This window comes from Arthrobacter sp. Y3221157 (assembly GCF_059089865.1).
In genome coordinates this window covers 1-2,362 of the sequence record NZ_JBNHFD010000178.1, presented here as the reverse complement: position 1 = coordinate 2,362, position 2,362 = coordinate 1, and the positions used below count along the sequence as shown (strand labels likewise).

The window sequence follows — 2,362 nt, the reverse complement described above, 5'->3', positions numbered from 1 at the left end:
GCACATGTGCTCGGCGGAGGTCGCTCCCCCGCCCTCCTCATCGTCGTGGCGTTGGCAGCGTTGCTTGGGATGGCGGCGGCCATGGCGGGGCGGCGGCGCCTTCCGCCCTGGGCGGTCCTGGTGTCTGCCGGGCTGGCGCAGCAACTCCTGCATCTTGCCTTCAGCGCACTCTCCTCCGCCAGCGGTTTCGCCCTGCCCGGGCACGGCCATGGGAATGCGCCGTCCCCGGAGGCGGAGGAGGAGCCAGGCCAGGCCGCCGCCCAGGACCTGCACCTGCTGCTGTACCTGCACGCCGCGGCCGCACTGCTGACTGCGCTTGCCGTGACCCAGTGGGAAAGAATCAAACAGTGGCGGGCAGCAGGAGACAAAACGGGCGTCAGGAAGTAAGCGTGCCCCGGACGATGCTGACGCTTGAGTGTGCGGGATTCCCGTCCACCGGTTCGTCCGAGACATCAACAATGGGGTATTCGGAAAGTTCCAGCCCCGCCGGCACCTGGAAGGTCCCGGTGTCCGCGTTCATCACGCCCAGGCTGACCAACTTCGACAGGTCGGGCGCGATCAGCCACACCTCCTGGTAGCCCTGCGCCTCGTCCTTGCTGAGCTCCACCTCCAGGGTGCGGGCACCGTCCTGCGTCGCCACCACCCGGGCTGACCCCGTTGCCGAGAACGATGCCAGCGGGGTCAGCTGGGCCTCGGCCAGCGCCAGTGGCTGGGGCGGCCGGTTGAGTGCCCAGATCCCGCCGATGGCCACCACCGCTGCAGCGGCCGCAGCCACCACCCAGGTTCCGCTGCGCTGCCACCATGCACGGCTTTTCCTGGCGGCCCGGGCTTGGGATATGTCCGCCGGCGGGGCAACGACCGACGACGGCGCAATGTCCGACGGCGGGACGCGGCTCTGGTGCCCGGCGGAGGCCAGCGGATCCTCCCGCACTGACGCCGACAGCCCGAGTTCCCGGTGGATGCCGTCCCACACCTGGGGCCCGGGAACGGAGAGCCGGCTGCTGTCCGGCGTCGTTTTCACTGCATCCACGGCTCGGCGCAGCGCGGCAAACTCAGAGGCGCAGGCCGGGCACACCTCCAGGTGCTCCCGGCTGCCGGCGTCGTCCCAGTCGTCATACAGGGCAAGGAGGCTCAACTCTTCCGGATCAAGATGCGGCATGGTCTACCTCCAATCTTTTCCTCAAATGCGTCAGGCTGCGGCGGATGTGGCTCTTGACCGTACCAAGCGGAAGGTCAAGTTTCCGCGAAATCTGCTCGTGCGTCAGGTCTTCGTAGAAGGCGAGCTTCATGATGGAGCCCTGGGGCTCGCCCAGCCGTTCCAGTTCCCCGTCCAGCAGCAGCCTGTCCGCCAGGACCTCCGCCGCCTCGGTACCGGAGCCCGGATCGTCGGCCATCCCGGCGCCCGCTGCCGCCACTGCCTTTCGAGCTTCGCGCGCGGACGCGGACCGGGCGTCGGCAATGGCGTTCCGGGTGATGCCAACAATCCAGGCCGGAAGCCTGGCGGTGTGCGGGTTGAACGTACTCCGGGACCGCCACACCCTGATGAAGACTTCCTGGGTGACGTCGTCCGCCCCTGCACGGTCACCCAGCGAGCGCAGGGCCAGGGTGTGCACCAGCGGGGCGAACTCGCGGTAGGCCGTGGCCAGCGCCTGCTCATCACCGGCCAGGAAGGACGCGGTCAACCCGTCTTCCCACCGGTCGGTGGCCTGCCCAGGAAGTGCCACAGTGGACTCCTTCCCGGCTGCGGTGGCGAGAATCACGGCTGGATCACCGCTCATTCAAGGACCGCGGTGACAATCACATTGTCGCTGTAGTCCATCCGCTCGTCCAGCCATCTCCCGCCGCAGGTGACAACCTTGAGCTCATGTGGCCCCGACCTGCGGAAGAGGGCTTCACCGTCGAATTTGTCCTTGGCCATCAGTTCCACCCGAACCACCCGGTAAGTCAGGGCCGGAGCGCCCTCCCGCCCCACCTGGATGGCCGTTCCCGCCGGCACGGATTTCAGCTGCGAAAACGGTGCGCGGTCCGAGGTGGTGTCGATGTGCCCCGCTATGACGGCGGTTCCCTCAGCGGCCCCCGGCGCCGGGCCGAACCGGTACCAGGCGGCCTGGTCGAAGGCGTCGGGGATTTGCATGGCCCCCTCGGCTGACACACCTCCCGGAATCACGGGCATGTTGATGGCGGTCCCGGCAACGGTGAGTGACGTGGGGGCCGGCTGTGCCGGGGCGGCCGGCCCCAGGGTGGCGGCACGGACCGGGACGTCCATTGCAGGAGCCTGAGGTGAGGGGGAAGCCGGGGCGACAGTGGGATCGGCCGTGGCGGTAACCGGCGGGGCCGAGGCTGCTGCCTGGCTGGCAGCGGC

At 68.9% G+C, this 2,362-nt stretch carries 4 protein-coding genes; 1 reads left to right on the top strand and 3 read right to left on the bottom strand.

Annotation, left to right across the window (positions count from 1 at the left end; all coding sequences use genetic code 11):
• Positions 1 to 387 (top strand): hypothetical protein (locus tag AC5RTT_RS20430; RefSeq protein WP_494146690.1); only part of this gene is annotated, 387 nt, incomplete at its 5' end.
• On the opposite strand, the gene AC5RTT_RS20425 is transcribed toward AC5RTT_RS20430, so the two are convergent.
• From AC5RTT_RS20425 to AC5RTT_RS20415, 3 genes are all read right to left on the bottom strand, one after another.
• On the bottom strand, positions 377 to 1,159 hold the full coding sequence (locus AC5RTT_RS20425) for an anti-sigma factor (protein ID WP_494146689.1): 783 nt from the start codon (positions 1,157 to 1,159) through the stop codon (positions 377 to 379). The genes AC5RTT_RS20430 and AC5RTT_RS20425 overlap by 11 nt on opposite strands.
• Entirely contained in the window at positions 1,146 to 1,724 is a 579-nt protein-coding gene (locus AC5RTT_RS20420; protein WP_494146688.1) for an RNA polymerase sigma factor, read from the bottom strand. The genes AC5RTT_RS20425 and AC5RTT_RS20420 overlap by 14 nt, the downstream gene beginning before the upstream one ends.
• A 50-nt stretch (positions 1,725 to 1,774) precedes the next feature.
• The coding region (locus AC5RTT_RS20415; protein ID WP_494146687.1) for a class F sortase at positions 1,775 to 2,362 on the bottom strand (588 nt) is incomplete at its 5' end.

What these genes read in the sequence shown, in the direction of transcription:
- AC5RTT_RS20425 (WP_494146689.1), bottom strand. Translation starts at nt 1,159, where the DNA reads ATGCCGCATCTTGATCCGGAAGAGTTGAGCCTCCTTGCCCTGTATGAC.